The organism is Shewanella sp. SACH (genome assembly GCF_001887095.2).
GTDB lineage: Bacteria > Pseudomonadota > Gammaproteobacteria > Enterobacterales > Shewanellaceae > Shewanella > Shewanella baltica.
Genome location: NZ_MPDG02000005.1, coordinates 147888 through 173402, shown reverse-complemented (window position 1 = coordinate 173402; position 25515 = coordinate 147888). Strand labels below are relative to the sequence as shown.

Genomic DNA, 25515 nt, shown 5'->3' with positions numbered 1-25515 from the left:
GCCAAGGTATAGGTCATCGGTTCGAACCCGATATGTCGCTCCAAATTAAAACTTAGTGATTTACCAAATCATTAATACAGATTATGCGACATTAGCTCAGTTGGTAGAGCGATACCTTGCCAAGGTATAGGTCATCGGTTCGAACCCGATATGTCGCTCCAATTTCCTAAATATTCCACTATCACATGACTCAATTGACATTAGCTCAGTTGTGATTCTGATATGGCGATACCTTTGTGATTGTTAAATTAGTCAAGGTATAGGTCATCGGTTCGAACCACTCCCGATAAAATCATTTCGCTGTACTTCCGTTAAACTCTCAACAGCTACTTTTTCACGTCATTCCCTCAACTAGCTCATCTATATTTGTTTTGATTCACTGCTATCGACTTCAAACCCTCTATCTTTGATTCATCATGCACAACCAAAGACTTACTCCAACCTTTTAGACTAAGTGTTTTGAGATCTCTTTTGGCTTTTCTCTCTTATACAAAACAGTGTGATAGGATTTAGATGCGTGATCTGTAGCGTGTTTCTTCAAGTTTTCCTAAATTAGATAGCTTCGCGAAAGTTAAATTATGACCTTGTTCAAATATTCGTAACGCTTTTACTCACATAATGAAGCTAGACAAAATTAATAGCGCCAAGTAGTTGGCCTGACAGTGGAGTGCATTATATGCGTATTCAACAATTACGTGATCTACTTGAGTATGTGGCAAATTGCCGCTTAGATATGGCGCAACTCTATGGCCGACTCAATAATCAAGCTGACTCGGCACGTGTGAAAATGATGCTGGATTATTTTGAGTCACATCAAAAAACCATGGCGGAGAAACTGCGCGATTATATAGAAGAAGCGCCACATCGTATTCTTGATACTTGGTACAAAGACTTCACCTTTGAAGACTTTACCAAGCGTTGCCAAGATACTATGTTGCCCGCGAACATGAATGAAGACGATGTGCTCAACTTGCACTTAGACTTAGAAAATCGTCTGATTGGTTTGTTAGAAAAAACGGTTAACTCAACCACTGCCGAAGATGCGCGTAATGCGTTAGCCAACTTGATCCGAGTAGAGAAAACTCAGCAACAACGTTTGGTCCACAGCACGATTCGGATGGACGATATCTAAACCGTCATCGCTTCTCAATTCCCAAAGCCAGCCTAGTGCTGGCTTTTGTCTTTGTGTCATCTATGTATCGACGACTTTTGCGCTACTTTGCTCCATTTGGACGGGTATCTGCGCCTGAACTGATTTACGTCATAATTTCCCGATCCGATTCTTGCTACTTTCTTGATCTATTGGCTGATTTTTTTATCGGCCTTGCTCAATGCTGCCAAGACTCCTATGGTGAGGTAACTCATTGTGGAATGAAGTCGTTGGCGTCTAAGGAGATCCTTCATGGCACAAGATCTATCGCAATTCCCCAAGGCCTTATTTACCCAAGCACAAGTTCGCCAAGCTGAACTGAGTGCTGTGTCGCAGGGAGCCTCTAGCCTCTATGAATTGGTCGAGCGTGCTGGCGCAGCGGCTTTTGAATGTTTAACGAAACATAACCTCAACGCCTCTTCTGTGTTTTTCCTCGCTGGCAGCGGTAACAATGGTGCCGATGCCTTAGTGTGCGCTCGTTTAGCCCGTGCCAGTGGTATGGCCGTTTCAGTGATGATGACGTCAGCGGCAGGCACGCCTGAGTGTCAGCAAGCATTGGCCCATTATCTTAAAGACGGCGGAGAGTTACTGCCGAAAGCCGTTGCGCCCATTCTTGCGGCCAAAATCATCGTCGATGGTTTACTCGGCACAGGTGTGCGAGATGCTGTGCGCGACGATATGGCTGAGTATATTCGTGCCATCAATGACAATGCAGCTTGGGTATTGAGCCTTGATTTACCGTCTGGAGTGATTGCCGATACCGGCGCTGTGGCGGGTGTTGCTGTGATGGCGGATGTCACCTTGTGTTTTGGTGGCTGGAAGCAAGGTTTGTTAACGGGTAAGGCGCGGCATTACAGCGGCGAACTTGAATTTGCCGCTTTGGGATTAACACCTTTCTTCGCTGAAGCGAGTGCACAAAGAGTCGGAAAAGAGACGCTTAAAGATTACTTTGCCGCCAGAGCGCGCGATAGCCATAAAGGCCAGTCGGGTAAGGTCACGGTTATCGGCGGTGATATGGGCATGGCTGGCGCCGTGCGACTGGCAAGTGAGGCATGTCTGCGTGCCGGTGCTGGATTAGTTACTGTGATCAGTCGACCTGAGCATCAATTGACGGTGAATGTTTCCCGTCCTGAATTGATGTTCTGGGGTTGTGACTTAGTCGATATGGAAGTGTATCTGCGCCTTGGTTGGGCGCAGGTTATCGTGCTTGGCCCTGGTTTAGGTAAGCATGACTGGGGCTATAACTTGTTTAAAGCCGTGGGCTTAAGCGATAAACCCTGTGTTTTGGATGCCGATGCCTTAAATCTATTGAGCAATGAACCGCGCCAGCAAACCAATTGGGTGCTAACACCGCATCCGGGTGAGGCTGCGCGTTTACTCGGCTGCTCTGTGGCAGAAATTGAGCAGGATAGGTTTGCGGCTGTAAGGGTGATACAGCAAAAGTATGGCGGTGTTGTACTGCTAAAAGGCGCGGGAACGGTCATTTTTGATGGCAAACAAATGGTTGTTGCACCTGTCGGTAATCCTGGGCTTGCCAGTGGTGGGTGTGGCGATGTGTTATCTGGTATTATAGGCGCGCTCATGGCTCAAGGAATGGATAACATGCAGGCGACTGTGCTGGGTGTTGTTGTACATGGTTGCGCCGCCGATCTTGCGGCAATACAGGGAGAACGTGGTATGTTAGCGAGCGATTTAATGCCTTTTATTCGCCAATTAGTGAATAGTGATTTACTCTAGGCGGTATGTGAGACTCAAGCGGGGCTGGACTTTGTTCTGTGCCCTGTGCCCTGTGCCTTTTTAGGGTTGAGTCGCTTCTCCATTAATAACAGCAGTGATATAAGCGGATATGACAGAGTTAACTTTTTTCTTAGACAACGAAGACGACACTATTGCGGTAGGGCAAAAATTAGCTCGCCATGTCCAAGCGCCTTTGACTCTGTATCTTACGGGTGATTTAGGCGCCGGTAAAACGACGCTGAGTCGCGGCTTAATTCAAGGTTTGGGCCATAAAGGGGCAGTTAAAAGCCCAACTTACACTTTAGTTGAACCATATGAGCTAGAGGGTGTCGAAGTTTATCATTTTGATTTGTATCGTTTAAACGATCCAGAAGAACTCGAGTTTATGGGTATTCGTGATTACTTCACGGATAAGAGTCTGTGCATTGTTGAATGGCCAGATAAGGGAGAGGGTTTATTGCCCGATGCCGATGTCCATATGCATTTAAGTTATCAAAATAGTGGGCGTGAAATACGCATAGAGGCCTTGTCAGAGCCAGGTGAAAAGTTATTAAAAGCGATAAAATAAAAACTAAAATGATAAAAAATAACCCTTATTTTCAAATTATTATTCTTTCTTTATGTTCTTTTTTATCTGTGGCGGCCAATGCGGCTAATCAGTTAGAAAGCGTACGCATTTGGGCCGCGCCTGAGTCGACTCGAATCGTGTTTGACTTAAGTGAAGCGCCTGATTACACCTATTTCTCTTTAGATGGTCCTAATCGCTTAGTGGTGGATTTAAAAAAGTCCGCCACTAAAGTTGCGCTGAAAAATCTTGAAAACAACAGTAAGTTAGTCAAAGGCGTGCGAGTCAGTAAGTCGCCGACTAAGGGTGATTTGCGTTTAGTCATCGATTTGGTGAAACCACTGAATGCGAGCTTGTTCTCGTTGCCCGTGACTGCGCCCTATGGCAATCGTCTCGTGGTTGATTTAGAAGATAAAACCTTAACAACCGCCACCGCAGTCGTCTCATCGACACCCGTTAAAACCGTTACCCAAGCGGCGCAATCATCCCGCGATATCGTGATTGCTATCGATGCGGGTCATGGCGGTGACGATCCCGGCTCCATTGGCCCTTCTGGCGTTTACGAAAAAAAGGTTGCCCTAGAAATTGCCAGACGTGTTTCGAGTAAAATTAATGACACGCCCGGCATGCGCGCTGTGATGATCCGCACCGGCGATTATTTTGTGAATTTGAATAAGCGCTCTGAGTTGGCCCGTAACAGTAAGGCCGATCTGCTGATTTCTATCCATGCCGATGCTTTTACTTCCCCGAACCCGCGCGGCGCCTCTGTGTGGGTATTATCCATGCGTCGGGCTAACAGTGAAATTGGCCGTTGGTTAGAGCAAAAAGAAAAGCATTCTGAGTTACTTGGCGGCGCGGGTGAGATTATCCAAAACACGGATAATGAACAGTATTTAGCCATGACGTTGCTCGATATGTCGATGAACAGTTCGATGGCCATTGGTCATTCAGTCGCTGGCGATATTCTTAAGGATTTAGGCGGCGTGACTGATTTACACAAGAGTCGCCCCGAGTCTGCGAGTTTAGCTGTGCTGAAATCACCGGATATTCCTTCTATCTTGGTGGAAACGGGCTTTATTTCGAATCCGAAAGAAGAGCGTTTGCTGTCGAGTAGTCGTCATCAAGAAAACATCGCTAATGCTATCTACAAGGGTGTGAGTCGTTACTATCACAATAATCCGCCGGCGGATACCTTGCTTGCCCAACGTGGCGGCGCAAGTTCTAGCAGTGCTAAATCGACTAAAGAGAGAACGCCAACCGCTTATGTGGGGAGTTCAACGTCATCGAACGTCAAACATAAAGTCAGTCGTGGCGAGTCTTTATCGGCTATCGCGCAGCGTTATCGAGTGCCTATGTCTAGCATCAAACAAGCGAATGGGATGAAGTCCGATGTGGTGCAGTTAGGACAAACGTTAGTCATACCCCAGAGTTAAATAGGAAAGCATGATGGGCATTCAGATCCTGCCACCGCAATTAGCCAACCAAATTGCGGCGGGGGAAGTGGTTGAGAGACCCGCTTCCGTAGTCAAAGAATTGGTCGAGAATAGTCTCGACGCAGGAGCGAGCCGAGTCGATATTGAAATCGACAAAGGCGGCAGCAAGCTGATTAAAATTCGCGATAACGGCTCTGGCATACCTAAAGATGAACTCGCGCTCGCCTTATCGCGCCATGCGACCTCAAAGTTACACACCTTAGACGATCTTGAAGCGATCCTCAGTTTTGGTTTTCGCGGTGAAGCGTTAGCCAGTATCAGCTCAGTCTCACGCTTAACGTTGACCTCGCGTACTGCTGAGCAAACCGAAGCATGGCAAGCCCATGCCGAAGGTGCTGACATGGCGGTTAAAGTCATGCCCGCCGCGCATCCTGTTGGTTCGACGATTGAAGTGGTGGATTTATTCTTCAATACGCCAGCTCGCAGACGCTTTTTAAAGAGTGACAAAACCGAATTTACCCATATCGATGAATGGTTAAAGCGCATCGCATTAGTGCGCGGCGATATCCATTTTACGCTGACCCATAACGGCAAGACGGTACGTAATTATCGTCCCGCCATGAATGAAGCCCAGTATTTACAGCGTTTGACGCAAGTAAGTGGCCGTCCATTTGCCGAGCAAGCGCTTAAGATTGAATGCCAGCACGATGATTTGCGCCTTAGTGGCTATTTGCAGTCACCTTGGTCGCCAGTGATTACTGATACCCATTATTTTTATGTCAACGGACGGCTTATCCGTGACCGCTTAGTCAATCATGCTGTGCGCCAAGCCTTTGCCCAAAAAGCGGAACTGGAGCAACCCGGCTATGTGTTGATGTTGGATATCGATCCCCATCAAGTGGATGTTAACGTGCATCCCGCTAAGCATGAGGTGCGATTCCATCAGAGTCGCTATGTGCATGATTATATTCTGCAAGCATTGCAATCGGCGCTGGAAGAAGCAGGGGAACTCAACTTCGTTCACTCAAGCTCTTTGGATGAAGTTGAAGATGTGTTTGTGGATGCCCCGACAAGCGCCACTGAAATCTCAGCCCCTTTTGTACTTGGTGCTGATTCAGCTCAAGTTAATGTGCCAGCTGATACACTTGAGTCTGCTCAACCGTTAGCTGCCTCTGCCGTTCAAGTAAAATCTGCCGGCGCAGGACGAGAAGGCACCAGTTTTGGCACTCAAACGAATGCCTTTGGCAGCATGGCCACGCCAAGGGACAATAGTCGTGGCAATTATTCTGCTGGTGAATCTCGGCAACGTACTGAATTACCGTCAAAAGCGGCAATTGCAAGTTATGGTGCTTTACTGCAAACACCTTCTTACAGTGTAAAAGATCAAGATTATCAGCCATCTCTGCCTATGCCTGCTATTTTAGATGGCCAATATTGGGTAATGGCGACGGCGGATAAACTGAGTCTATTGCCAATAAAATCAGTAGCATTGGCGACGCGCTGCCAAGAGATTGAGGCTAAGCTAGCGACCGGATTAATTGGCCAGCCTTTATTGATGCCAGTGTCTGTCGCGGCCGATGCAGATTGGCAGGCTGTGCTCGATGAACATGACACGCTGATCCGCCAGTTAGGTTTAGAACTAACAATTCGTTACCAGCAGTTGATTATTAAAAAAGTGCCCCCATATATCAGAGAGAGCCAGTTAGCAAAAGTGATCCCTGAGTGGTTACAATCGCTGCGTTTTGAAACACCTGCGCCAAGCGTATTGGCATTTTGGTTGGCAAAACACAGTTTAACCGGATTCGTTTCGGCAGCAGAAATCTGGGCAGCATTTTCGCAGTTAGCTGAAGAGAAAAAACAGCTTATTGCCAACAAAGCAATATTATTACCTTGGCAATCGTGGCTAGAAGAGCAAGCAAGTGAATAAAGAATTACAGCCTAAAGTGATATTTTTGATGGGGCCAACGGCATCAGGCAAAACTGCTTTAGCATTAGAATTGGCCGAAAAGCATAACTGTGAAATCATTTCGGTCGATTCAGCATTAATTTATCGCGGCATGGACATTGGCAGCGCTAAGCCTTCCGCCGACGAACTGGCCCGTGGGCCACACAGATTGATCGACATTCGCGATCCTAGCGAAAGTTATTCGGCAGCCGACTTTAGGGCTGATGCGATAACCGAGATAGAACAGATTATCAGCATGGGCAAAACGCCAGTGTTAGTTGGCGGAACCATGATGTATTTCAAAGCGTTACTCGAAGGTTTGTCACCTTTACCGAGTGCGGACGAGGCCATTAGAGCCGAGATCCAAGCTGAGGCGGATGAAAAGGGATGGGAAGCACTGCATGACCAATTAAGGGAGATAGATCCCGTGTCGGCAGAAAGAATTCATCCTAATGATCCACAAAGACTTTCAAGAGCGCTGGAAGTCTATAGAATAAGCGGCAAGAGTATGACTGAGCTGACTCAGACCAAGTCTGCTCCTTTGCCCTATGACGTAGTGCAGTTTGCTATTGCACCGCGTGAGCGCAAAGTGTTACATGACTTAATTGCGCAACGTTTTGCAATTATGCTCAAGCAGGGCTTTCTTGAGGAAGTCACAGAGCTGAAAGCCCGTGGAGATCTGCATTTAGACTTGCCTTCAATGCGTTGTGTGGGTTATCGACAGTGCTGGCAATATCTCGATGGTGAGTTTGACTATGATACTATGGTCGAAAAAGCGGTTGCTGCTACTAGGCAATTGGCTAAGCGTCAATTAACATGGTTGCGCAGTTGGCCAGAGTTGAATTGGCTCGAAAGTGGTGCTGAGGGGAATTTAGTTACACTTATGCGTCAATGCCGCTAGCTTATTAGCCCTTGCTGTATAATACTAAAACTAAACAAAAAACTATCACTGATATCGATTTATTTTATATAAATTAAAAAGGAAATAATAAAATGGCTAAGGGGCAATCTTTACAAGACCCATTTTTGAACGCATTGCGTCGCGAGCGCGTTCCTGTATCAATTTACTTGGTGAACGGCATTAAACTCCAAGGACAGGTAGAGTCGTTTGATCAATTTGTCATTCTGTTGAAAAACACAGTGAGCCAAATGGTTTATAAACACGCTATTTCTACTGTCGTGCCAGCACGCCCATTCAACGTCACTGGTCACCAAAATGCCCAAGGCGGATATGGTGCTCAAGATGATGCGCCTAGTGGCGAATAAGCTATATCTAAGGAGTTTACTTCTTGTTTGATCGTTATGAGGCGGGAGAAACTGCGGTTCTTGTCCATATCGACTTTTCCGATGAGGAACGCCGAGAAGATTTAGTCGAGCTGCAGCTATTAGTGGAATCAGCTGGAGCCCGATCAGTCGGGGTGATTACTGGAAGTCGACGTTCGCCGGATCGCAAATTTTTTGTGGGTTCTGGTAAAGCTGAAGAGTTAGCCGCATTAGTGGCGGCGACCGAAGCCAATGTGGTGATTTTTAATCATGCATTGAGTCCAGCCCAAGAGCGTAATCTTGAGCAAGTGTGTCATTGTCGAGTACTCGACCGTACGACGCTTATTCTGGATATTTTTGCTCAAAGAGCGCGTACTCACGAAGGTAAGTTGCAGGTGGAGCTAGCGCAATTGCGCCATATGTCGACTCGCCTGATCCGTGGTTGGACGCATCTTGAAAGGCAAAAGGGCGGTATTGGTTTACGTGGTCCAGGGGAAACCCAGCTCGAAACCGATAGACGTTTGCTCAGAGGACGGATTAAAAATATCAACAAGCGCTTAGAGCGAGTTGATAAACAACGTGAACAGAGTCGACGTGCACGTAAGCGCAGTGATTTGTCGACAGTGTCATTAGTCGGCTACACAAACGCGGGTAAATCAACGCTGTTTAATGCCCTAACATCATCCGATGTTTATGCTGCAGATCAGTTGTTTGCCACACTCGATCCCACGCTAAGAAAGTTAGATTTACCCGATGGTGCCGTGATATTAGCGGATACTGTAGGGTTTATTCGTCATTTGCCCCATGATCTCGTTGCTGCATTTAAGGCAACCTTACAAGAGACAAGGCAAGCTGAGTTACTACTGCATATCGTTGATTGTGCAGATGAAAACATGGCGGATAACTTTGATCAGGTTCAATCTGTACTGAAAGACATCGAAGCCGATGAAGTCATGCAACTCGTGGTGTGTAACAAAATCGATTTACTCGAGGATGTAACTCCAAGAATTGAATATAACGACATAGGCAAACCCGTTCGAGTTTGGGTTTCGGCACAGAAGCGTTTGGGATTTGATTTGCTGTTGAAAGCCATCACTGAGCTAATCGGTGAGGTGATTAAAGAGCTAACACTTAGAATTCCGGCAACTGCTGGACATTATCTTGGCCAGTTTTATCGACTGGATGCGATACAGCAGAAAGAGTACGACGATCTGGGGAACTGTATTTTGTCTGTTCGTTTATCGGACGCCGATTGGCGCCGATTAGCTAAACAGAGTCAGGGTGAGTTAGAAACCTTCATCTACGAAGATTCGATAGATGAGGCTGTTTGTTAATAATCTAATTTATTTCATCCACTTATGGAGTGCTAAATGGCTTGGAACGAGCCCGGTAACAAGGGTAATGATCCTTGGGGAAATAAAGGTGGTAACGACAAAGGACCACCGGACCTTGACGAGGTTTTTCGTAATCTTTCAAAGCGCTTTGGCGGCAAAGGAAACGGCTCAGGCCAATCTTTTAGCTCGTTTAGCCTAATCATCATTCTTGCTGTTGCTGTAGTTGTTTGGGGACTTTCGGGTTTTTATACAATTAAAGAAGCTGAGCGTGGTGTGGCACTGCGATTTGGTAAACACGCTGGCGAAATTGGCCCTGGACTTCATTGGAAAGCCACATTTATCGACCAAATTTATCCCGTCGACATTCAATCGGTTCGCTCTATTCCTGCGTCTGGTAGCATGCTGACATCCGATGAAAACGTCGTGAAAGTTGAGCTTGATGTTCAGTATCGTATTTTAGATGCTTACTCATATCTATTTAGTGCCGTCGATGCGAACGCCAGTTTGCGTGAAGCGACTGACAGTGCACTGCGTTATGTCATTGGACATAATAAGATGGATGATATTCTGACTACCGGCCGTGATGCTATTCGTCGCGATACGTGGAAAGAGTTAGAGCGCATTCTTGAACCGTACAAATTGGGTCTCGCTGTTGTTGACGTCAACTTCTTACCGGCGCGTCCGCCTGAAGAAGTGAAAGACGCCTTCGATGACGCGATTTCTGCCCAAGAAGATGAACAACGTTTTATTCGTGAAGCTGAAGCCTATGCCCGTGAAATTGAACCAAAAGCTCGTGGTGAAGTTGAACGTATGGCACAACAAGCGAATGCTTATAAAGAGCGTGAAGTCTTAGAAGCTCGCGGTAAAGTGGCTCGTTTTGAGCTGTTATTACCTGAGTACCAAGCCGCGCCTGACGTGACTCGCAAGCGTTTGTATCTCGATACAATGCAGCAAGTGATGACTGATACGAATAAAGTGCTGATTGATGCCAAGAACAACGGCAACTTAATGTACCTACCGCTAGATAAGTTAATTCAGCAGAAGCCTGCGACAACTGAGCTGGAAGCTAAGCCACAGCAAAATGTCAATTCTTCATCTGTATCAACGACTCGCGCGAATGAGCCTTTGAGTGGACGTCCATCCCGCGATGATCGTACTCGCCAAGGGAGGGAGTAATCCATGGGTAGATTAAGCGTTATTCTTATCGCCGTACTCTTAGGTATTGGTTTGTCATCTTTAATGGTGGTGAATGAAGGCGAGCGCGCAATTGTGGCGCGTTTCGGGGAAATTTTAAAAGACAACGTTGACGGTAATCGAGTCACCCGTGTCTACGGTCCAGGTCTGCACATTAAAGTGCCTGTGATCGATAAAGTAAAATTACTCGATGCCCGTATTCAAACACTCGATGGTGCTGCTGATCGTTTTGTGACTTCAGAGAAGAAAGACCTTATGGTCGACTCCTATGTGAAGTGGCGTATTGCAGATTTCGAAAAATATTACCTGTCTACAAACGGTGGTATTAAGTCGAATGCAGAATCGCTATTACAACGTAAGATCAACAACGATTTACGTACTGAGTTTGGTCGTCGCACTATCAGAGAGATTGTCTCTGGTAAGCGTGATGAATTGCAAAATGACGCGTTAGAAAACGCCTCAGAAAGCGCCAAAGACTTAGGTATTGAAGTTGTCGATGTGCGTGTAAAGCAAATCAATTTACCTGCTAACGTCAGTAACAGTATTTACCAACGTATGCGTGCCGAGCGTCAAGCTGTGGCAAAAGAGCATAGAGCACAAGGTAAAGAGCAATCTGAAATCATTCGTGCAACGATTGATGCCAATGTAACAGTGAAGATTGCTGAAGCTGAGCGTAAAGCCTTAACCATTCGTGGTGAAGGTGATGCATTAGCCGCGAAGATATATTCTGATGCTTACAGCAAAGATGCTGAGTTCTTCGGCTTTGTTCGTAGCTTAGAAGCCTATCGTGCCAGCTTCTCAGGCAAGTCCGATATCATGGTGTTAGAGCCTGATAGCGAGTTCTTCAAGTATATGAAGAGCACTGCACCTAAGAAGTAATACGTTAAAAGTATTGATCTAATAGGCCCTGTTACCCAGGGCCTATTTTTTTATCTGGCGATTGTTAACTTAGATTGAAAAGTCAGGGCTAATTCATATTAGCGATGCATGCTTTATGCCGATGTCACAGACAAGATGCTCAAAATATGATCCAAATGGATTAAAACGGGTTAATAGTTGGGTCTTTTTTAGACTTTTTTTAAAAAACACGCAATCTCCCTAACTTACTTGCGTGTTTTCACTATGATCTGCTTCTAATTTTTAGCTATAATGAGCCCCGCTTCAAACTTCGATTTTTGACCCTAGTGATGACTAAGGGCCGAAAGTCTTTGAAATATAAAAATTCCAACACCCTCTGGGAGATAAGTGGATGAGCAATGCGCCAGTCGATACCGGACGTCGCAGATTCCTGACAGCCGCAACCGCCGTAGTAGGTGGTGCTGGTGCCGTCGCTGTAGCGGTTCCTTTCATCAAGTCATGGAATCCGAGTGCCAAAGCGAAAGCTGCAGGTGCACCGGTCGAAGTAAATATCAGTAAAGTAGAGCCAGGTCAGCTGATCCGTGTTGAGTGGCGTGGAAAACCTGTATGGGTTGTCCGTCGCACAGATGCTGTGATCAATGAACTGCCAACACATGATGATAAGTTAAGAGATCCTGCTTCTGCCGAAATGCAGCAGCCTGATTATGCAACAAATCCTTTGCGCTCAATTAAGCCAGAGTATTTTATTGCTGTCGGTATTTGTACCCACCTCGGATGTTCACCTACTTATTTGCCAGATTCATTTGGTGAGCAAGTTGAAGGTGTCACTTCTGGTTTCTTCTGTCCATGTCATGGCTCTAAGTTCGATATGGCTGGTCGCGTGTTCCAAGGCGTACCAGCTCCATTGAACCTAGTTATCCCTCCACATCAATACGTTGATGATGGCACCGTGATTATCGGTGTAGATAAAGGAGTGGCGTAATGGTTAAGAATTTAATTAATTGGATTGATGCTCGTATCCCAATGACGGCGACTTATAACCGTCACGTGGGTCAGTATGCTACGCCAACTAACTTTAACTTTTGGTACTTTTTCGGTTCTCTAGCGATGTTAGTATTGGTTAACCAATTACTGACGGGTATCTGGTTGACGATGAACTATGTACCAACAGCAGAAGGCGCATTCGCTTCTGTTGAGTACATCATGCGTGACGTTGAATACGGTTGGTTGCTGCGTTATATGCACTCTACCGGTGCTTCAGCGTTCTTCGTAGTGATCTATCTGCACATGTTCCGTGGTCTGATTTACGGTTCATATCAGAAGCCTAGAGAGCTACTGTGGTTGTTCGGTATGTTGATTTTCCTCGTGTTGATGGCTGAAGCCTTTATGGGCTACTTGCTACCATGGGGTCAAATGTCATACTGGGGCGCGCAGGTAATTATCTCTCTGTTCGGTGCTATCCCTGTTATTGGTGACGATTTAACCCTGTGGATCCGTGGTGACTTCGTGATCTCTGGCGCGACACTGAACCGATTCTTCGCGCTGCACGTGATTGCACTGCCGTTAGTATTAGTGGTCCTCGTGTTCTTACACTTAATTGCGCTACACGAAGTGGGTTCAAACAACCCTGACGGTATCGAAATTAAGAAGAACAAAGACGAGAATGGCTGGCCTGTTGATGGTATTCCATTCCACCCTTACTACACAGTAAAAGACATCATGGGCGTCGCTGGCTTCCTGATCGTATTCTGCTGGGTCATGTTCTTCGTACCTGAGGGCGGTGGTTACTTCTTAGAAGGCCCGAACTTCGAAGCGGCTAACCCGATGAAGACGCCTGTGCACATTGCACCTGTGTGGTACTTTACACCTTTCTACGCCATCCTTCGTGCGATTCCAGACAAGTTGACTGGTGTGGTGATGATGGGACTGTCGATTGCAGTACTGTTCGTATTGCCTTGGTTAGATCGTTGTAAAGTGAAGTCAATTCGCTACCGTAGCACGCTACACAAGCTGAACATTGCTCAGTTTGCGATTTCTTTCATCGTCTTAGGTTATTTAGGCGCTGTGCCTGCCACACCTGAGCTGACGATCGCTGCGCGTATCTTCACTGTGACGTATTTTGGCTACTTCTTGTTGCTGTTCATTTACAGCAAGAATGAGAAAACTAAGCCTGTTCCAGCGAGGTTGACACACTGATGAAAAAATTACTGATTGCATTAGTTACACTGTTGCCGACGCTGGCTATTGCTGCGACTGGGCACGTACATTTAGAAAAAGCCAATGTTGATCTGCATGATAAAGCTTCCTTAGAACGTGGTGTGGACCTGTTCCAACATTACTGTTCTGGTTGTCATAGCACTCAGTATCAACGTTATGAACGTGTCGCTACCGATATCGGTATCTCTGCGGATGATATGCGTAACAAGTATATGTTCACCGATGCCAAAATTGGTGAGCTGATGCAAAACGCGATTCCACATAAAGATTCGGCTAAGTGGTTTGGTGCTACACCACCAGACTTAACTTTGGTTGCCCGCGTTCGTGGCGAAGATTGGATTTATTCATATCTGAAAGGCTTCTATAAAGATCCTAGTCGCCCATTTGGTGTGAATAACACAGTATTCCCATCTGTTGGTATGCCACATGTACTCGAAGAGTTACAAGGCACACCAGTCAAACAAGAAGATGGCACTGTTGTGGTTACTGGCGGTAAATTAAATGCGGAAGAGTACGATCAAGCGGTTCGTGATATCACGGGTTTCTTAGTCTATTCGGCTGAACCTGTCCAACTAGAGCGTAAAGCTATGGGTTGGTGGGTACTCGGATTCCTGTTTATATTCTTTATTGTGGCCTACCTCTTGAAGAAAGAGTATTGGAAAGATGTACACTAGGCACCAATAACGGGTAAAATGTAATATCCGCATAGTGTAAACGGGGGGCTTAGCCCCTCGTTTACTTTTGTTTTATTTCGATTCTGGAGGGTATCAATGGCTGTTGCTGCCAACAAACGCTCTATCATGACACTGTTTTCAGGTGCTGATGATCTGTATAGCCATCAAGTACGTATCGTGTTAGCTGAGAAAGGGGTTACTGTTGATGTTTTACAGGTCGACCCTAACGAAATGCCTGAGGATTTGCTCGAAGTAAATCCATATAACTCAGTGCCAACTTTGGTAGATCGTGAACTCGTTTTATACGAATCACGCATTATCATGGAATATTTGGATGAGCGTTTTCCTCATCCGCCTTTGATGCCAGTTTATCCAGTATCTCGCGGCCAAAGCCGTTTGATGATGCACCGCATAGATACAGACTGGTATTCGCTAGTTGACCGTATCCGTAAGGGTGATCGTGTTGAAGCCGCTCGTAAAGAGCTGACTGAAAGCTTGATCGCTATTGCGCCTATCTTCGGTGAAGTGCCTTACTTCATGAGCGAAGAATTTGGTCTAGCGGATTGCTACCTTGGCCCATTGTTGTGGCGCTTACCTGTATTAGGTATTGAGCTAGATAGCCGTGTAGCTAAAGATATCAAAGCGTACATGACACGTATTTTTGAGCGTGAATCGTTTAAAGCTTCTCTAACTGAAGCTGAACGCGAAATGCGCATGGGTATGTAATGAAACCTTTGACTCCAAATCGTCCTTATTTACTAAGGGCTTACTATGATTGGTTGATGGACAACCAATTGACTCCTCACGTTGTGGTGGATGCCTTTGTTGAAGGCACTCAAGTACCGCAGCAATACGTGAAGGATGGCCAGATAGTGTTGAATATCGCTGCTGGCGCAGTGGGCAATTTGCAAATTAGCAATGAGTTTGTGGAGTTCAATGCGCGTTTTGGTGGTGTTCCCCAGCAGGTGATGTTGCCAATGGCGTCGATTGTCGCTATTTATGCCCGTGAAAACGGTGCTGGCACTGTCTTCGATATTGAAGATGCTTACCTGGTGGACGATGAAGTCGATTCATCTTTATCGGTTGTTGAAACAAACGATAAAGCGCCTGAACCGACTGATGAACCGCCTAAGCGTCGCAGCCATTTAACCGTCGTAAAATAACGACCGCTAAATAGCTGTGGTGAAATGCCCAAGTTGTTTTAAAACTAAGCCAGTCCTATGACTGGCTTTTTTGTCGCTGTATTTTATCGCCGTAATTGGCTAAACCTTGAGGATAAGGTGTGGTAGCATTTGCGCCCGCATTCATCCGTCGGATATGCGTTACCTTTACCCATTTAGGCCAATGGATCTTGTATGTTGCTAATGATCGATAATTACGACTCTTTTACCTTTAACTTAGTGCAGTATTTTCAGCAGCTAGGGCAAGAGATAGTGGTTAAACGTAATGACGAAATTAGCATCGCCGAAATCGAGGCACTTGCGCCTACTCATCTGGTGATTTCGCCCGGCCCTTGCACTCCCAATGAGGCGGGGATTTCCCTTGCGGCAATTGAGCATTTTGCCACGCGTATGCCGATCCTCGGTGTGTGTTTAGGGCATCAGGCGATGGCGCAGGTTTTTGGTGCCAATGTGGTGCGTGCCTCGCGGGTAATGCACGGCAAGGTCAGCGCCATTGCGCATTCTGGCCAGCGGTTATTTGAGGGATTAAATCAGCCCTTAACCGTCACACGTTATCACTCGTTATTGGTAGATGCTGTGCCTGAAGGTTTTGTTCTCGATGCTTGGTTTGATGATCCAATCCATGGCCGAGAAATTATGGCCATGAGCCATCAAGACTTACCGCTGTATGGGGTGCAATTTCATCCCGAATCGATTCTTACTGAGCAAGGTCTCGAACTGTTAGCTAATTTTTTAGCGCAACCTGCTGTGCCTGTATAATTTCCTCGCTCTAAAAACTCCCCGCACTATATTCGTACTATCAATTTCTGTTACAAGATTTATCCTTTTTTTAAGCAAGTTTAGCGATTAACTATGCTATAACTGCGGCAAAACTACGCGAATAGGCAAAACCAGCAGATAAACTAGACTGGGTCATTTAGCCGTTGCGATAACAATAAAAGGAAGGACAAATGAGAAGCGTAATGCGAAATTTGGGTTTAAGTGCGTTAGCGGTTGCCGTGTTGGCAGGTTGCGCAGCGACATCGACTGAAACAGCACCTCCTGCATCATCCCCGCAAGCATTCCAAGTTCCCTTAGCCCAACCGCCACAGGTTTCACAGGCGCTTACGCTTAATCAAATTATGGCAAATCCCGATTGGATGGGTGTTTTCGCTAAGGAGGCTTACTGGAGCGACGATAGCCAAAGCGTGCTATTTGCCCGCCAAGCGAGTGCTTCACCTCTGCGTAGTTATTATCAGCAAGGCATCAATGACAGTCGCGCCGTCGAGCTAGCGCTTGATAAATTACACGCGGCGGATCAGCAGTTTGGCGTGTTTGATCGCACTAAGTCCCACAAGGCTTATCTGTATCAGGGCAACATTTTTGTTAAGCAATTAAGTACAGGTAAAATCAGCCAACTGACTCGCCAGCGCAGTGCCATCGATGGCGTGCGTTATCTCAATAATGGCGATATCGCCTATTGGCAGGGCGACAATGTTTTCCAAATTCATCAAGATTCAGGCTTAGTCGAGCAGCTTGCTGAAATTAAAATGGCGAAAGCGCCAGAAGGTGTAAAAGAGCCAACGTCTTACCTTGCCAAGCAACAGCACAGATTGATTAAGTATGTGGCGCTGCAGCAAGATAATGCTAAAGCCAAAGCACAGTACAAAGATGAATTGCAAAAAAGCGACCCGACGCTCGCCGCCAGCACTTGGTATTTAGGCGATAGCGAAGTGGTTTCAGAGCTTAGCCTGTCACCGGATGGCCGCTATATTTTACTCGCCTTGACCGATAAGAATTACACCGGCAGCAGCGAACACGACATCATGCCTAACTACTTAGGCAGCGACGGTTATATCGACCCTGTACCCGTGCGTGCACGTGTGGCTGAAGATACGCCGCCAGGACAACGCTTTGTAGTGCTTGATTTAAACCAGCATAAACAAGTCGATATCACTATCGAGGGCCTTACTGGTTTTGATGAAGATGTACTCGCCAAAGTGAAAGCTGAGAATGCTAAAGCGAAAGGCGAAACTTACCAAAGCACTAAAGCGCCACGCAAAATTCAGCTAATTCAGGATTGGGGCTGGACCCAGAGCGCGATTCAGTGGCATGAATCGGAAGATAAATTAGCCCTGATGCTAGAAGCCACCGATAACAAAGATCGCTGGATAGCCAGTGTCGATCTCGCTAAAGGTAAATTCACCACCGAACATCGTTTGCATGACGACGCTTGGGTGAATTACGACTACAACCAATTCGGTTGGTTGCCGGGGACGGATTCTCTGTACTATTTGTCGGAAGAATCAGGTTATTCGCAGCTCTATGTGAAAGGACTCGGTGAAAAGCCGCGCGCCTTAACCCAAGGCAAGTTTGTTGTGAGCGACATCCAGCTGTCACCGGACGCGAATTATATCTACTACAAAGCTAACCAAACTCACCCTGGCATTTATAACGTTCACCGGGTGAACTTAGCCACAGGTAAAAATGAGCAATTAACGCAGTGGGATGGCAACTTAGATTACAGCCTAAGTCCTGATGGCACTCAGCTACTACTTAATGCTTCACGCCGTACTCAGCCAAATGAGCTTTATGTTCAACCTATTGGCGGTGAGTTAAAGCAGCTGACGTCTTACACCAGCGATGCCTTTAAAAACTACCCATGGCAAGCACCAAAAGTGGTCGCTGTACCTTCAAGCCATGGTGCTGGCAAGGTGTACGCCCGCGTTTATTTGCCACAAGGCTATGATAAATCCCGCGCCGAGAAATACCCTGCGGTGATTTTCAACCACGGTGCAGGTTATCTGCAAAATGCTGACTATGGCTTTAGCGGCTACTTCCGCGAGTTTATGTTCCACAACCTGCTGACTCAGCAAGGTTATGTGGTGATGGACATGGATTACCGTGGCTCTAAAGGTTATGGCCGAGATTGGCGCACCGCGATTTATCGAAATATGGGTCATCCAGAAGTGGAAGACTTAAAGGATGGCGTTAGCTGGATGGGAACCAATACGAATGTCGATACGGAGCGTGTCGGGACTTATGGTGGTTCCTACGGCGGATTCTTAACCTTTATGTCATTGTTCACTGCACCAGACCTGTTCCAAGCAGGAGCCGCACTGCGTCCTGTGGCGGACTGGGCACATTATAATGCGCCTTATACCTCCAATATCTTAAATACGCCTGATGTCGATCCTATCGCCTATGAGCGCAGCTCTCCGATTGAGCATGCCCAAGGATTAACGAAACCACTGCTTATTATGAGTGGCGTTATGGACGACAACGTCTTCTTCCAAGACAGCGTGCGTATGGTGCAACATCTGATCGAACTGGAAAAACCGACCTTTGAAACGGCGATTTATCCTGTCGAGCCCCATGGTTTCCGTCAGCCTTCTAGCTGGTTAGACGAATACCGCCGCATCTATAAGTTATTCGAACAAGAACTCAAATAACTTAGCTCTATTTCCTGCCAAGGCCTCTATGTGAGGCCTTTTTATTGGCCAACTGAGTAGGAAATATCCGATATAACACTATGTTTGTGTTCTGCGACTTTGCGTTATTGCTAAGATTAAGTGTATGTGCTGAAATTGTAATGATTTTGAGAGTTTGATTGTTTTGACGTCACTCGGGCATTAGCGATATAGGAAAGATTTATAGTGGCGATTTCGGTTGCGGGCGGTGTAAGACCCGGCAAAATTATAGAGATAGAGCACAGACTCTATCAGCAATTGATCCTCGGAAAGCATAAAGCGAGCCCGACTCTTTTGGATGACCTCGACCTTGAATTAGAGGCCGATGCGAATAAGTTAGATGTTGAGCGCGAAGCGATTTTAGCGCGTTTAATGAAACAAATTAAAGCCAAAGAAGTGTTTGAAGCCGTGTCGAGCCAGCTGCATGAAACGGTCAATAACGCCATCGAGCATCAACTCGCGTCCCCCGAACTGGTTCTGGCTAAGTCAGAGATCAATGAATCGCAAATTCTGTTGTTGGAATTACTGCTGGCAAAAAATCTTGATGCGACGCGATTAAGACCGCTGATCAGTAACTTAAGTTGGTTGTGCCGCGACTTAACCAATATGGTCAACAGCCCGTCTTTTCGTGCCCGCCGGCCTCAGAGCTCAGATGTGCGAGTCACTGATATCAAATTGGTGATGAATTACATCGGCATCGAAAACCTGCGAACGATTATCCCTTATTTTTGCCTGCGTAATTGGCTGCCGAGCGCCAATGCTAAGTTGCTGTGGACTACCCGTAAATTATGGCGCTACAGCATAGTCAGTGGTATCGCGGCCAATGCGTTGGCTCAGCTTCATAATACTGACTCAGCCTTGGTTTATAGTAGTGCCTTACTCAATCAATTAGGCACCTCGGTTGTGCTGAGTTTGAGTGCCCGCTTATTCGATCAAACCTGGGGAGCGTGGATAAGGGAAGCCAGCAGCAGCCGTGATAAGGAAGTGTATGATGCGGTGATTGCCACTGAGTTTCCGGCCAAAGCTGTGTTTGAACAAGTGTTAAGCCATGGTCATAAACTTAACTGGCAGCTATTAGAGTTACTTAAGTTTGAAGCGAGCCCTTTGACTGGGTTATTGAAGGAGTTAGACCTGACCTTAAGCTATCGAGAATTGTCACCGCAGGCCGCATTAGTCGCGCGGGCAAACTGTTATGCTAAGGTGGTGTTACTCGAAGAGATGCGTCAAATCGATCCCCAAGAAAAGCGTTTAATGTTCGATTATTACGAGTTAACTGAGCAAGAAGTGCTGCGCTTAAAAGCACAGAATTATAGGAAGTTAGATCTGCTGTAGTCCACGACCTGCGACTTGAGCGTCGGGATGGCGGCGTTTAAGTAGAGGAAGGGATATGCCAAGCTGGCAAGCATCTGTACTGAATACTATTTTATCTTATGTCGCTAGGCCATCCATCAGTCGCGGCAAGGCCAAAGTCCCCCTAGCGCAAGTGCGTAAAAAGTTGCTTGATCTCGATAAACGTTGGCTTCCTTGGCCGGATAAGTTAGTCAGTGCCACCATCCCTTTGCAACACTCTAGCTTGCTGCACTATGTGCTTCTCAATGAGCAAACTCGCCTTGGCAATCTGTTTTATATCCGTGGCGGAGGTTTTTGTTTTAAAACGCCCCATGCCCACGCAAGATTGATCGCGGATATCAGCCAACGTTGTAAATTGGATGCCTATATTCCTGATTATCGTCTCGCACCTGAGCATCCTTTTCCTGCGCCATTTGATGATGTGCTTGAAGCCTATAGGCGATTAATCGCGCTTAAGGGCGATGAGAATGTGATCCTCATGGGCGACTCTGCTGGCGGCAATTTAGCCCTGAGTTTGTTGCTGGAATTAAAGCGTTTAGCCCTGCCTTTGCCGACGGCTTGTATCCTCTTATCGCCCGCGTTGGATTTAGCACTAACGGGGGATACTGAGTTGATACTCGCGGCTGACGATCCCTTCTTCACCATCGAAGCTTTGCTGCGTTTACGTGGCGCTTATCTTGCGGGGGCCGACCCCATGTCTGCAAAAGTTTCACCCTTGCAGGGGGACTTGGCAGATCTGCCGCCCATCTTAGTGATTGCGGGTACGCGGGAGCTGTTATTGCAGGATTCTGAGCGCTTAGTTGCCCAAGTCAAAGCCAGCGGTGGCGAGATAACGGGCTGTTTTTACCCTAACATGCCCCATGTGTTTCCCTTGTTCAATTTATTGCCCGAAGCCCTTGAAGTGAGGTCAAAAATTAGCCATTTTGTGCTTTCACACTTGATTCGTTAAAATGGTGTAGTTATTCACATTCAGTGAATAGCTAGCAAAATGAGGGGTAAATAACTTTTTTTATGACTAATTATGCTGAAAGCCACGGGCATAACCGCTTGTATAGTTCTTAAACCGCAATCTTTATGCACTTTGGGTGGAAGTGCGAGGATTGATGTTTGTGAAAAACTGGTATTTTGATCACATTTTCGCTAATAATGGTTATTAATAGACACAAGCAATCCCAGTATCACTAACTCTAGATAAAGATACCTATGGGACTCTGACGGTGCAAGGCGCCGTTAAACAAACACAAAGGACGAAGAAGAATGAGTGTTGATATGAAGTTAGACCGTGCCCAGTTTGACGCAGTGATGGTGCCTAATTATGCGCCTGCTGCTGTGATCCCTGTTCGTGGCGAAGGAAGCCGAGTTTGGGACCAAGAGGGTAACGAGTTTATCGATTTTGCTGGCGGTATTGCGGTAAATTGCTTAGGTCACTGTCATCCTGCCCTTGTGAATGCCCTTAAAACACAAGGCGAAAAATTATGGCATCTGTCTAACGTAATGACGAACGAGCCTGCCTTAGAATTAGCGACTAAATTAGTCAACAGCACGTTTGCCGACAAAGTGTATTTTGCCAACTCTGGCGCCGAAGCCAACGAAGCCGCATTGAAACTTGCCCGTCGTTACGCCTTAGAAAAGCACGGCGTTGAGAAAGACGAAATCATAGCGTTTGATAAAGCCTTCCACGGCCGTACCTTCTTTACCGTGAGCGTTGGTGGGCAAGCTGCCTATTCCGATGGTTTTGGTCCTAAGCCACAGAGCATTACTCACCTGCCATTTAACGATGTTGCTGCATTAGAAGCTGCAGTAACGGACAGAACCTGTGCCATCATGCTTGAGCCGCTGCAAGGCGAGGGCGGTATTATTGATGCCGATCCTGCATTCCTAAAAGCCGTGCGTGAACTAGCGAACAAGCACAATGCGCTAGTGATTTTTGATGAAGTGCAAACAGGTGTGGGTCGTACTGGCGAACTGTACGCTTACATGGGTACTGAAATCGTGCCTGACATTTTAACCACAGCTAAAGCACTCGGCGGTGGTTTCCCTATCGCAGCTATGCTGACAACGGCTGAGATTGCTGAACATCTAAAAGTGGGCACTCACGGTTCTACCTATGGCGGTAACCCATTAGCCTGCGCTATCGGTAATGCTGTGTTAGACGTAGTGAATACGCCTGAAGTGTTAGACGGCGTTAAACATCGCGAGCAGTTATTGCGCGATGGTTTGAATAAAATCAATGAAAAATATCATGTATTTTCAGAAGTACGCGGTAAAGGTTTGCTGTTAGGGGCAGTTCTTAATGAACAATACCAAGGCCGTTCACGCGACTTCTTGGTGGCCTCTGTCGCTGAAGGCTTAATGAGCCTGATGGCGGGTGCTAACGTGGTACGTTTTGCTCCTTCTCTGGTGATCCCTGAGGCAGATATTGCTGAAGGTCTAGCTCGTTTTGAACGTGCTGTGGCGAGCATTGCTGCCGCCTAAATGACCAAAGGAGTGCTGAATTTATTCGCACTCCTTTTTTGTCAGGGAATACTTACGTGCATCACTACCTGTCTTTTCGAAGAGAGGTGCTTTGATGCACGGCAAGCCAAAGTGAGGAGACACTAAGATGTTAATCATACGTCCTATTCAGGCTGGCGATTTTGAAGCCTTATATCAAATTGCCGAAGAGTCTGGTCATGGTTTTACGTCATTACCCGTGAATGCCGATTTGCTCAGACATAAAATTGCGCGAGCAGAAGCCTCATTCGTCAAAACTGTCGATGCGCCCTTCGATGAAGGTTATCTGATGGTGCTGGAAGATACCGACACCCGTGAAGTGGTGGGGACGTGCGCTATCGAAGCAGCCGTGGGAATGGAAGATGCTTTCTACCATTATCGACTTGGTACCGAAGTCTATCATTCCGAACAAATTGACGTGCGTAACGAGGTCGAAACCCTCACCCTTTGCCATGACTACACTGGCGCTGCTGAGATGTGCACCCTGTTTTTGCGTGAAGCGTATCGCAAGGGCAACAATGGCCGCATGTTATCCCGCAGTCGCTTTCTGTTTTTAGCGCAACATGCGCAACGTTTTGGCGAAACTGTGATTGCCGAAATGCGCGGTGTGAGCGATGCCGATGGTCATTCACCTTTCTATGGCTGGCTGCAAAAACACTTTTTAGGCATTGATTTTATTCAGGCAGATTATCTTTCTGGTTTGGGTAAAAAGGCATTTATGGCCGAGATGATGCCACGAAATCCAGTATACGTTTGTCTATTGCCGGAAGAAGCGCAGAAAGTGATTGGCGAAGTGCATACCAATACTCGTCCCGCATTAAGTCTGCTGCAGGCCGAAGGTTTTAGATGCCGCGGTTATGTGGATATTTTTGATGGTGGTCCAACGGTTGAGTGTCGTTTATCGGACATTCGCGGCGTGCGTGAAAGCCGTTTATTAACCGTCGATATTGGTGACATGGTCGAAGCCGACGCTCAATTTATTATCTCAAATACTCAATTAGCCAATTATCGAGCGACGTCTGCCGCACTGGCTGTGGACGACAAATCTGAACACATCATTATCAGCCCTGAGCTGGCAGCGGGTTTGTTACTCGCAAAAGGCGATCAAATCCGTATTTTAGCAATGTAGGAATAGCAAATGACACATTATATTCAAGGTCAGTGGCATGCTGGCAAAGGTCATGACGTGGCCTCAATTAACCCAGCCAATGCTCAAACTATTTGGACAGGTAAAACGGCTACAGCAGAACAAGTTAACGCCGCCGTTGATGCTGCGCGCGCTGCACAGTTTGATTGGTTTATGTTAGGTTTCGATGCACGCTTAGCCATAGTCGAAGCGTATCGCAGCCAACTTGAAGCCAACAAAGCGGAACTGGCTGAAACGATTGCCCAAGAAACGGGTAAACCTCAGTGGGAAACTGCGACCGAAGTCGGCGCCATGATAGGCAAAATTGCGCTATCAGCCGCGGCTTACAATAAACGTACGGGCACTGAAGCCAACGATACGCCAGCGGGACGCGCGGTTATCCGCCATAAGCCCCACGGCGTTGTGGCGGTGTTCGGTCCTTACAATTTCCCCGGTCATTTGCCGAACGGCCACATAGTGCCTGCGCTGCTGGCGGGGAATACGGTGATTTTTAAACCTTCTGAATTGACGCCTAAAGTTGCTGAGCTGATGGTTAGCCTATGGGATAAAGCGGGTCTGCCTGCTGGCGTGCTCAACTTAGTCCAAGGTGAAGTGGATACGGGTAAAGCACTGGCTTCTCACCCGCAGCTCGATGGTCTGTTCTTTACTGGCAGCTCACGCACAGGTCATTTTTTACATCAACAATATGCCGGTCATCCGGGCAAGATTTTAGCACTTGAGATGGGTGGCAATAACCCACTGATCATTAAAGGTGTGCAGGATATCAAAGCTGCCGTGCACGATATTTTGCAGTCGGCTTATATCTCCTCTGGCCAACGTTGTACTTGTGCGCGCCGTCTATATGTCGAGCAAGGCGAGCAGGGCGATGCCTTGATTGCCATGTTAGCTGATGCGGTCAAGCTGATTAAAGTCGGTCCTTGGAACGCGCAGCCACAACCTTTTATGGGCTCAATGATTTCTGAAACTGCAGCCAAAGGTATGGTTGCGGCGCAGACAAATCTGCAGAATTTGGGTGGCGTATCGTTAGTCGAGTTAACCCATTTAGAAGCGGGTACGGGCTTAGTCTCTCCTGGCCTTATCGATGTGACGGCTATTGATGTCTTGCCGGATGAAGAATACTTCGGACCTCTGCTACAGCTGGTGCGTTATAGCGATTTCGATCAGGCAATCAAACTGGCTAACCAAACGCGTTATGGTTTGTCAGCGGGTTTACTGGCCGATAGCCGTGAAGATTATGACTATTTCCTTGCGCGCATTCGTGCAGGGATTGTTAACTGGAATAAACAAATCACTGGCGCATCGGGCGCGGCACCTTTTGGTGGCGTAGGTGCATCGGGTAATCACAGAGCGAGCGCTTTCTATGCCGCCGATTACTGTGCTTATCCTGTCGCTTCGGTCGAGGCCGATGCGGTGAGCTTACCTGCGACATTAAGCCCAGGTTTGAGCTTGTAAGCGGGTAGAGATTTGACTTTTATCTGGTAAATAGTACGTGGTAAAGAGGAGGAAGGACGAATGTTCTTCCTTT

At 46.8% G+C, this 25515-nt stretch carries 22 protein-coding genes and 1 tRNA gene; all 23 read left to right on the top strand.

Features of this window, described 5'->3' with window-relative positions; genetic code table 11:
• The first annotated feature begins 85 nt into the window (after nucleotides 1–85).
• The 23 genes from BM607_RS17575 to astD all read left to right on the top strand — a co-directional run bounded on the left by BM607_RS17575 (nucleotide 86) and on the right by astD (nucleotide 25442).
• Nucleotides 86–161: transfer RNA gene (locus BM607_RS17575), tRNA-Gly, on the top strand.
• A 515-nt stretch (nucleotides 162–676) separates the two neighbouring features.
• Complete coding sequence (locus tag BM607_RS17570; protein ID WP_006080046.1) at nucleotides 677–1132, top strand: hypothetical protein; 456 nt, start codon at nucleotides 677–679, stop codon at nucleotides 1130–1132.
• Between the two features lie 270 nt (nucleotides 1133–1402).
• On the top strand, nucleotides 1403–2887 hold the full coding sequence (locus BM607_RS17565) for a bifunctional ADP-dependent NAD(P)H-hydrate dehydratase/NAD(P)H-hydrate epimerase (RefSeq protein ID WP_071939979.1): 1485 nt from the start codon (nucleotides 1403–1405) through the stop codon (nucleotides 2885–2887).
• Nucleotides 2888–2996: 109 nt separating this feature from the next.
• On the top strand, nucleotides 2997–3455 hold the full coding sequence (gene tsaE / locus BM607_RS17560) for a tRNA (adenosine(37)-N6)-threonylcarbamoyltransferase complex ATPase subunit type 1 TsaE (RefSeq protein ID WP_006084210.1): 459 nt from the start codon (nucleotides 2997–2999) through the stop codon (nucleotides 3453–3455).
• Between the two features lie 8 nt (nucleotides 3456–3463).
• Nucleotides 3464–4885, top strand: coding sequence for an N-acetylmuramoyl-L-alanine amidase (locus tag BM607_RS17555; RefSeq protein ID WP_071939978.1), 1422 nt, complete (start codon nucleotides 3464–3466; stop codon nucleotides 4883–4885).
• Nucleotides 4886–4895: 10 nt separating this feature from the next.
• On the top strand, nucleotides 4896–6812 hold the full coding sequence (gene mutL / locus BM607_RS17550; protein WP_170927473.1) for a DNA mismatch repair endonuclease MutL: 1917 nt from the start codon (nucleotides 4896–4898) through the stop codon (nucleotides 6810–6812).
• A complete protein-coding gene (miaA, locus tag BM607_RS17545) occupies nucleotides 6805–7731 on the top strand; it encodes a tRNA (adenosine(37)-N6)-dimethylallyltransferase MiaA (protein ID WP_012090254.1) in 927 nt (308 codons plus the stop codon). Before mutL ends, miaA begins: the two co-directional genes overlap by 8 nt.
• A gap of 92 nt (nucleotides 7732–7823) precedes the next feature.
• Nucleotides 7824–8096, top strand: a complete 273-nt coding sequence (hfq, locus tag BM607_RS17540) for an RNA chaperone Hfq (protein WP_006084207.1) — start codon at nucleotides 7824–7826, stop codon at nucleotides 8094–8096.
• Between the two features lie 23 nt (nucleotides 8097–8119).
• Entirely contained in the window at nucleotides 8120–9427 is a 1308-nt protein-coding gene (hflX, locus tag BM607_RS17535) for a ribosome rescue GTPase HflX (protein ID WP_006080055.1), read from the top strand.
• A 36-nt stretch (nucleotides 9428–9463) separates the two neighbouring features.
• Complete coding sequence (hflK, locus tag BM607_RS17530; protein ID WP_006080057.1) at nucleotides 9464–10603, top strand: FtsH protease activity modulator HflK; 1140 nt, start codon at nucleotides 9464–9466, stop codon at nucleotides 10601–10603.
• A gap of 3 nt (nucleotides 10604–10606) precedes the next feature.
• Complete coding sequence (hflC, locus tag BM607_RS17525; RefSeq protein WP_006080058.1) at nucleotides 10607–11500, top strand: protease modulator HflC; 894 nt, start codon at nucleotides 10607–10609, stop codon at nucleotides 11498–11500.
• A 370-nt stretch (nucleotides 11501–11870) separates the two neighbouring features.
• Nucleotides 11871–12461: a ubiquinol-cytochrome c reductase iron-sulfur subunit gene (petA, locus tag BM607_RS17520; RefSeq protein WP_006080059.1), complete on the top strand. Its 591-nt coding sequence runs from the start codon at nucleotides 11871–11873 to the stop codon at nucleotides 12459–12461.
• Nucleotides 12461–13675, top strand: coding sequence for a cytochrome bc complex cytochrome b subunit (locus tag BM607_RS17515; protein ID WP_011845727.1), 1215 nt, complete (start codon nucleotides 12461–12463; stop codon nucleotides 13673–13675). The genes petA and BM607_RS17515 overlap by 1 nt, the downstream gene beginning before the upstream one ends.
• Nucleotides 13675–14370: a cytochrome c1 gene (locus BM607_RS17510; RefSeq protein ID WP_071939976.1), complete on the top strand. Its 696-nt coding sequence runs from the start codon at nucleotides 13675–13677 to the stop codon at nucleotides 14368–14370. Before BM607_RS17515 ends, BM607_RS17510 begins: the two co-directional genes overlap by 1 nt.
• A 96-nt stretch (nucleotides 14371–14466) precedes the next feature.
• Complete coding sequence (gene sspA / locus BM607_RS17505; RefSeq protein ID WP_006080065.1) at nucleotides 14467–15096, top strand: stringent starvation protein SspA; 630 nt, start codon at nucleotides 14467–14469, stop codon at nucleotides 15094–15096.
• The gene (locus tag BM607_RS17500; protein ID WP_006080066.1) at nucleotides 15096–15533 is read left to right on the top strand and encodes a ClpXP protease specificity-enhancing factor; all 438 of its coding nucleotides are present in this window, start codon (nucleotides 15096–15098) and stop codon (nucleotides 15531–15533) included. The genes sspA and BM607_RS17500 overlap by 1 nt, the downstream gene beginning before the upstream one ends.
• Before the next feature lie 192 nt (nucleotides 15534–15725).
• Complete coding sequence (locus BM607_RS17495; RefSeq protein ID WP_071939975.1) at nucleotides 15726–16310, top strand: aminodeoxychorismate/anthranilate synthase component II; 585 nt, start codon at nucleotides 15726–15728, stop codon at nucleotides 16308–16310.
• Nucleotides 16311–16501: 191 nt separating this feature from the next.
• The gene (locus BM607_RS17490) at nucleotides 16502–18982 is read left to right on the top strand and encodes a prolyl oligopeptidase family serine peptidase (protein WP_071939974.1); all 2481 of its coding nucleotides are present in this window, start codon (nucleotides 16502–16504) and stop codon (nucleotides 18980–18982) included.
• Nucleotides 18983–19186: 204 nt separating this feature from the next.
• Complete coding sequence (locus BM607_RS17485) at nucleotides 19187–20332, top strand: HDOD domain-containing protein (protein WP_006080071.1); 1146 nt, start codon at nucleotides 19187–19189, stop codon at nucleotides 20330–20332.
• 55 nt (nucleotides 20333–20387) lie between these two features.
• Nucleotides 20388–21299 (top strand): alpha/beta hydrolase, encoded by a 912-nt coding sequence (locus tag BM607_RS17480; RefSeq protein WP_071939973.1) that lies wholly within the window; start codon nucleotides 20388–20390, stop codon nucleotides 21297–21299.
• Nucleotides 21300–21607: 308 nt separating this feature from the next.
• Nucleotides 21608–22825: an aspartate aminotransferase family protein gene (locus BM607_RS17475; RefSeq protein ID WP_006080073.1), complete on the top strand. Its 1218-nt coding sequence runs from the start codon at nucleotides 21608–21610 to the stop codon at nucleotides 22823–22825.
• Nucleotides 22826–22952: 127 nt separating this feature from the next.
• Complete coding sequence (gene astA, locus BM607_RS17470; protein ID WP_071939972.1) at nucleotides 22953–23972, top strand: arginine N-succinyltransferase; 1020 nt, start codon at nucleotides 22953–22955, stop codon at nucleotides 23970–23972.
• Nucleotides 23973–23981: 9 nt separating this feature from the next.
• A complete protein-coding gene (gene astD, locus BM607_RS17465; protein ID WP_071939971.1) occupies nucleotides 23982–25442 on the top strand; it encodes a succinylglutamate-semialdehyde dehydrogenase in 1461 nt (486 codons plus the stop codon).
• Nucleotides 25443–25515: the final 73 nt, after the last annotated feature.